Annotated in this window: 7 protein-coding genes and 1 pseudogene; 1 reads left to right on the forward strand and 7 read right to left on the reverse strand. The window is 74.3% G+C overall.

The genetic code is table 11. The annotated features are described in order from the left end of the window. Positions 1 to 4: 4 nt before the first annotated feature. Positions 5 to 826, reverse strand: coding sequence for a hypothetical protein (locus Ari01nite_RS15780; RefSeq protein ID WP_203781987.1), 822 nt, complete (start codon positions 824 to 826; stop codon positions 5 to 7). Between the two features lie 190 nt (positions 827 to 1016). Here Ari01nite_RS15780 and Ari01nite_RS50920 point away from each other — a divergent pair. Then, positions 1017 to 1589 (forward strand): annotated as a pseudogene (locus Ari01nite_RS50920) (CPBP family intramembrane glutamic endopeptidase); the annotation flags it as partial. Positions 1590 to 1662: 73 nt separating this feature from the next. Here Ari01nite_RS50920 and Ari01nite_RS15785 read toward each other — a convergent pair. The 6 genes from Ari01nite_RS15785 to Ari01nite_RS15810 form a co-directional block, all read right to left on the reverse strand. Then, the gene (locus Ari01nite_RS15785; protein ID WP_203781988.1) at positions 1663 to 3096 is read right to left on the reverse strand and encodes an amidase; all 1434 of its coding nucleotides are present in this window, start codon (positions 3094 to 3096) and stop codon (positions 1663 to 1665) included. After that, positions 3093 to 3959 (reverse strand): intradiol ring-cleavage dioxygenase, encoded by an 867-nt coding sequence (locus Ari01nite_RS15790; protein WP_203781989.1) that lies wholly within the window; start codon positions 3957 to 3959, stop codon positions 3093 to 3095. Before Ari01nite_RS15790 ends, Ari01nite_RS15785 begins: the two co-directional genes overlap by 4 nt. 40 nt (positions 3960 to 3999) lie before the next feature. Then, positions 4000 to 4203: a hypothetical protein gene (locus tag Ari01nite_RS15795; RefSeq protein WP_203781990.1), complete on the reverse strand. Its 204-nt coding sequence runs from the start codon at positions 4201 to 4203 to the stop codon at positions 4000 to 4002. A 59-nt stretch (positions 4204 to 4262) separates the two neighbouring features. Then, entirely contained in the window at positions 4263 to 5237 is a 975-nt protein-coding gene (locus Ari01nite_RS15800) for an Acg family FMN-binding oxidoreductase (RefSeq protein ID WP_203781991.1), read from the reverse strand. Positions 5238 to 5264: 27 nt separating this feature from the next. Then, entirely contained in the window at positions 5265 to 6227 is a 963-nt protein-coding gene (locus Ari01nite_RS15805; RefSeq protein ID WP_203781992.1) for an Acg family FMN-binding oxidoreductase, read from the reverse strand. 55 nt (positions 6228 to 6282) lie between these two features. Further along, the coding region (locus tag Ari01nite_RS15810; protein WP_369076770.1) for a sensor histidine kinase at positions 6283 to 6523 on the reverse strand (241 nt) is incomplete at its 5' end.

Raw genomic sequence — 6523 nt, forward strand, 5'->3', positions numbered from 1 at the left:
CAGATTACACGGGCAGGGTGCGCAGTTGCGGCAAAGCGTCCATCGCGATCCGGCGGCTGGTGTTGCGGGTGGCGTCGGCGTCCACCGCGGCCCGGTTCAGCGGGCCGTGGATCATCCGTCCCAGGTGGTACGCCTCGTAGTCGTGCCCGACGTCGCCGTTGTACGCCGTGCAGGTGTAGTGGATCTCGGTGAGCACCGGCCGGCCCCGGTCGTCGTACTCGGTCCAGCGCTGCTCGTCGCAGGCCGGCTGGAGCTTGACCACGAGCGTCTCGTAGCTGCGGATCTGGTCGCGCACCAGCAGGTCGATGCCGTTGATCAGCCCGGCCCGGGCACGGGCGGCGATCGCGATCGCGAAGATCTGGGCGACCGCGAAGCCGATCGCGTCGACGTGCGCCTTGGTCTGCACGGCCTCCACGAACGCGGTGGCCTGTGCCGCGCAGCTGGTGGCGCTCTGCGCCCACAGCTGCAGCACGGTCCGGCTCATGTTGTCGAGGTCGCTGAACTCGATGGTGTGGGTGCGGGCGCAGGCCTTGACCTCGGCGCTGGCCAGCCGGTCGATCTGGTCGAGAATGTTGCGTTCGGACGCCTCGACCGCGGCGATGATCTCGCGGACCGCGGCGTCCAGGCCGGACGACGAACCGCCGCCGCTGTTGAGCGCCGCACTGGCCACCGCAACGATCGCGCTGACCCAGTCGAAGGCCATGATGCTCACGTCGCCGCGGGCCGGCGGCGGGGCTTTGGCGGCCGCCGGCCGGGCGGCCCCGGCCACTGCCACCGCGATCACCAGGGCACCCGCGGTGAGCCCACGCAGCAGTTTCACGCGCATGGCGACACCTCCTCTCCGATGCTCGGCGGGCGGTTGTCGCCCACCGCGGACAGGCTGTCAGGGCATCGACACCGCTGTCTTCGTCATCGGTGACAAGCCGGGTGCCGGCCGGTACCGCGGAAACTGTCACATCTGACAACCGGTGTCTTCACTGATTCGAACGTGGTGCACGCGGCCGGAAGCTGGCCCGATGAGATTCCTGATCGGATTCGTGGTGCTGTGGGCGGTGCTGGCCGGCACCGCCGCGCTCGACCCGTCCGCGCGCTGGGGGCCGGTGGTCCTGGCCGCGGTGCTGGTGGCCTCGGTGGCCGTCTCGGTGCTGCTGTACCGCACCCCGGTCCGCGAGGCGGTACGCGCGCTGGGCCTGGGCCGGCCGACCGGCCGCTCGCTGCTGGCCGCGGCGGTGGTCTCGCTGCTGGTGGTCCTCGTGTTCCCGGTGACCGCCGCGCTCAGCGGCGCCACGATCCCGCTGGTGGCGGACTGGCCGTGGGCCCTGATCGGCGTCTTCACGCTGCACGGGCTGGCCGAGGAGATGGTCTGGCGCGGGTACGCGTTCCGCCGGCTCGCCGAGGGCCGCCGGTTCTGGCCGGCGGTGGCGTTGACCATGCCCCTGATCGCGGTCACCCACATCCCGATCGTGCTCGCCTCGGGCCCGGTGGTCGGCGGCGGCGCGATGATCGTCGCGGCCGTCACGTCGATCGCGTTCAGCAAGCTCTACGTGCTGGGCGGCGGCACCCTGTGGGCGCCGGGCATACTGCACGCCGCCATCGACAGCTTCAAGCTCGTGGTGCTGCCGGCCGCGGCGCTGGCGATCTACCCGTACCTGATCATCGGGTTCAGCATCGTCGTCCCGCTGCTGGTGCTGTTCGTGCCGGATCCGGCCACCGCCGGCCGTGCCGGGTGGCAGCCTCGAACGCCGCGCCGATCTGCAGGGTCAGCAGATCCGACCGGGGCCGGGTGACGATCTGGAGGCCGACCGGCAGGCCCGCCGGGGTGAAGCCGGCCGGCACGGACAGGGCCGGTGCGCCCAGCACGGTGACCAGGTAGCAGGAGCGCATCCAGTCCAGATAGGTGTGCTGCGGCTCGCCGGCCACCCGGTACGGGTACTCCCAGCCGACCGGGAACGGCGGCACCTGGCTGACCGGGGCGAGCAGCGCGTCGTACCGGTCGAAGAAGTCCAGCCCGGCCTGCCAGACCCGGGCCCGCGCCTGCTCGGCCCGGGAGAGGTCGTCGCGGGTGAGCCGGCGGCCGTCCTCGATGTTGCCGGCCAGGGTGGCCTTGAAGGCGGCCGGGTGGGCGTCGTAGTCGGCGCCGAACCCGTTGGCGAACTGATGCGCGCGCAGCGTCCGGAACACGAACCCGGCCTCGGACAGGTCGGGTCCGGCCTCCTCGACGTGGCAGCCCATGCCGGTGAACACCGGCTCGGCCGCGGCCAGCACCGCGAGCACCTCGGGGTCGACGGGCAGGCCGCCGAGAGTGGGCGAATACCCGATCCGCAGCCCGGTGAGGTCGCGGTCCAGATCGGCGTGGAACGGCGCGTCCAGGGCGATGGGGGAGCGCGGGTCCGGACCGGCCATCACCGAGAGCAGCAGCGCCACGTCGGCGACCGTGCGGGCCAGCGGGCCGGGCGTGGCCAGCGTGTCCCACGGCGCGTCGGCGGGCCACACCGGCACCCGGCCCGGGGTCGGGCGGAAACCGGTCACGTTGCAGAACGACGCCGGGTTGCGCAGCGAGCCGCCCATGTCGCTGCCGTCGGCGATCGGCTGCATCCCGGTGGCGAGCGCGGCCGCCGCGCCGCCGCTGCTGCCGCCGGCCGAACGGTCCAGGTCGTACGGGTTGCGGGTGGCGCCGAAGACCGGGTTGAAGGTGTGCGAGCCGGCCGCGAACTCGGGCACGTTGGTCTTGCCGATCCGGATCGCTCCGGCCCGCTCGATCCGCGTCACGCACAGCGTGTCCCGGTCCGGGACGTGCTCGGCGTAGAGCGGGGAGCCGAAGGTGGTCCGCATCCCGCGGGTGAGGTGGGTGTCCTTGAACGCGATCGGCAGGCCGTGCAGCAGCCCGGCCTCGGCGCCCGCGGCGAGTCGTTCGTCGGCCTCGGCGGCGGCCCGCAGCGCCCCGTCCGGATCGAGCGTGACGATGGCGTTGACCCGCGGGTTCACCGCGGCGATCCGGTCCAGGTGCGCGGCCACCACCTCGCGTGCCGACACCTCGCGGCGGCGCAGCTGGGCGGCCAGGTCGGTGGCGTCCGCCCGCCAGAGTTCGCCGGTCATTCGTCGCGCAGCAGGCTGAGGTCGAAACTCAGATCGCGGAAGGGGCTGGCCAGCCCGGCGGCCGCCGCCCGTTCCGGGTCGTCCACCTCAGGCACCTCGCGCACCAGGCTGTCCTTGACCCCGAAGACCGCATCCGAGTCCAGGTACGGGCTGTCCGCCACGAACACGTGCGTGGTCACCGGCCGGAACCCCGGCGCGGAGACGATGAAGTGCAGGTGGGCCGGCCGGTACGGGTGCCGTCCGGTGGCCCCGAGCAACTGGCCCACCGGACCGTCCGCGGGGATCGGGTAGTAGCGCGGCACCACCGAGGTGAACCAGTACCGGCCGTCCGCGTCCGCCGTGAACAGCCCGCGCAGGTTCCGGGCCGGTTGGACATCCGGCTGCTGGACGTCGTAGAAGCCGTCGTCGTTGGCCTGCCACACGTCGACCTGCGCGCCCGGGACCGGCTCGCCGTCCGGGCCGGTGACCCGCCCGGACACCAGGCACGGGGTGCCCTTGCCGTCCAGCGCGATGGTGTCGCCCAGGGCGCGGGGCGGCGACTCGACCACGTGGAACGGGCCCAGCACCGTGGACTCGGTCGCGGTGCCGCCGGTGCGATGGTTGATCGACTCGACCAGCATGGACACCCCGAGCACGTCGGAGAGCAGGATGAACTCCTGCCGGACGGTGTCGCAAGCCTGGCCGGTGCGGGTGAGGAAGTCGATCGCCGCGGCCCACTCCGGCTCGGTGAGCTCGACCTCCTTGACGAGCGCGTGCAGGTGCCGGACCAGCGCGCCCATCACCTCGCGCAGCCGCGGGTCGGGCGTCTGGGCGAAGCTGGCCGCGACCACCTCCGCCGACCGCCGCTCGCTGAAGAGTTCCATGCTGGGCATCCCAGCACGCGGCGGCGGCCGGCGCGAGGGTTTACCGGCTCAGGGCGAACCGGCTCTTCTTCTTGTTGCGGCCGAACGTGCCCTGCAGCGTGTCCGCGCCGCGGGTCAGCAGCCGGGTACCGCGGCTCGGGCCGCGCTTCGCCTCGATGCGCTGGCTGAGCTTGCGCGCCCCGGCCGCGGCCAGCGGGATCGCGATGGCGGCGATGGCGTACCGCTTGATCAGGGTGAACAGCATGTCCGGACCTCCGAGCATTGATGCTTTGTCCGGATTCGCATACCCACCAGGCGGGGTCGCTACACCCCCGGACTCACCGGGACCTGCTCGCCGACCAGCACGTCGCCGACGGCGCGGCGGGGCGTCGGGTGTCCCGGCGTGCCGTAGCCGAAGCGGATGGTGAGCTGCGGGAAGCCGGTCCGGCTCAGCGAACGGCGGAGCTGGTCGCGGGCCGCCGGCACCTCGATCGGCTGGCTGATCATCGACGTGTCCAGGCCCGCCGCGGTCGCGGTGAGCAGCACCTTGGCCAGCGCCTGGCCGGCCACCACCTGGTCGAGCGGCCGGTCGCCGGACACGCCCAGGATGCCGATCAGCGGCTCCGGTTCGTAGTCCCGGCCGGGGGCCCGCTGCCGGTCGCTGAACAGGCGTTGCGGCAGCAGGTCCTGCGGCTCGCCGACCGGGGCGCCGGCCTGGCTGGGCACGCCGTCGGGGGCCGCGTCGGCGTGCGTCCAGGTGACCATCTCGGCCTGGTAGCGGGCGTCCCGGCGGAGCACCCGGTCGGCGCTCTGGGCGATCTCGGCGAACCCGCTGAGGGCGGTCATCCCGACCAGCAGGTCGAGCCAGGCGGCCTCGCTGCGGGCGGCGTCGATCAGCCGGGCGCGGACCGCGGCGGGCACCGGTTCGGGCCGGAACGGGGTGCGGTTGCTGTGCCGGCGCGGGACGGCCGCGTACAGGTCCTGCTCGGCATAGGTGGGCGGCCTCCCAGCCGCGGGGGTCAGCCGGGCCACGACGTCGGGTGCGGGCAGCAGGTGTACGGCGGGCGGCCGGCCACCGGCGGTCAGGGCGAGCCGGGCCTGGAACGCGGCGGCGCCCCCGGCCAGCCGGGCGGCCCAACCGGCGCGGTCGGCGACGGGGAGCTGCCGGTGCGGGTCGAGCAGGACCTCGATTGCGCCGTCGCGCAGCCGGAACAGCCACGGCTGGCTGTTGTGCAGTGACGGCGCGCGGACGCCGGCCGCGGCCGCGAGCCGCAGGTCCGCCTCGTCATAGCCGGTCACGACGGCCTCCCTGGTTCGATCCCGATTTCAGTACGTGATGGTGATGACGTCGCGCGGGTCGCGGCGCGGCGCCGGGGGCGGCAGCGGGGTGCCGGCCGGCAGGTGCCCGATCCGGACCACCAGGAACGGCTCGCCGACGCCGGCCAGCAGGCCGCGGAGCAGCTGCCGGGGCCAGGCGACCTCGACCGCGTCGCTGAGCGGCGCGGTGGCCAGGCCGTCGGAGGTGGCGCGCAGCAGCAGCGCGGACAACGCCTCGCCGCCGCTGAGCAGGTCGGCCGGGTGGTCGCCGGTGCCGAACAGGACCACGTATGCGGCGCCCCGGTCGTGCCCGGCGCCGGCGGTCAGGCCCGCGGTGCCGTCCGGGGCGTAGTCGCGCAGCGGCACCCGGCGCGGCTCGGGCTGCACCGCGGTCGCGGCGGGCACGCCGTCGCCGATGAAGTCCGGCCGGTCGGTCCAGTGGTGCAGGTCGGCGCGGTAGGCCGGGTCGTCCAGCTCGGCGGCGCCGGCCAGGTCGGCCGAGACCGCGAGGGCGCCCATCTGGTCGGAGCGCACGGTGTGCAGGTACGCGCCCTCGCGCTCGACGAGGCGGCGCAGCTCGGACAGCTCGTCCTCGCCGACCGGCCGGTCGTCGAAGGCGCGCCGGTCGGTGCGCCGTCGGGTGATCGCGTCGGCCAGCCGCTGGGCCTCGGGGTCCACCGGTACCGCGGGGCCCAGCGTGATCCGGGCGAGCAGGTGTGGCCGGGCCGGGTCGGGCAGGCGCTCGACCGTGGCGGCCCGGCCGGCCGAGGCCAGCGTGACGCGGGCGTGGTGCAGCGCGGCGCCGCAGCTCAGCAGCAGCAACCGGCCCTCGGCGTCGATGCTGTCCACCCGGCGCTCCGGGTCTGCGGCCAGCTCCATCACGTCGCCCTCGATCCGCCAGCTCCACGGCTGGGTGTTGAAGACCGACGGGGCGTGCTGGGCGGCGCGGGCGGCCTGCTCGAGAACTGTCATGCCTCCACGATGCGTCCGCACCGGGGTGGCCGAGCAGGGCCGAAAGTCCCGGGTTTCAGGTGGCCAGGGGTGCGCGCCAGGTCACCAGCGTGCCGGAGCCGTCGGCGGCCGGGCCCAGCTCGAACGTGCCGCCCAGGTCGTGCGCCCGCTCACCCATGTTGACCACGCCGCCGCGGGCCATCGCCGGGTCGGTGCCGACCCCGTCGTCCTCGACGCTGAGCAGCACCTCGCCGTCGCCGACCCGCACCGTCACCCGGGCACTGCCGGCCCGGGCGTGCCGGGCCACGTTCGACAGC

Origin of the sequence: Paractinoplanes rishiriensis (genome assembly GCF_016862375.1) — a bacterium.
GTDB classification, from domain to species: domain Bacteria; phylum Actinomycetota; class Actinomycetes; order Mycobacteriales; family Micromonosporaceae; genus Actinoplanes; species Actinoplanes rishiriensis.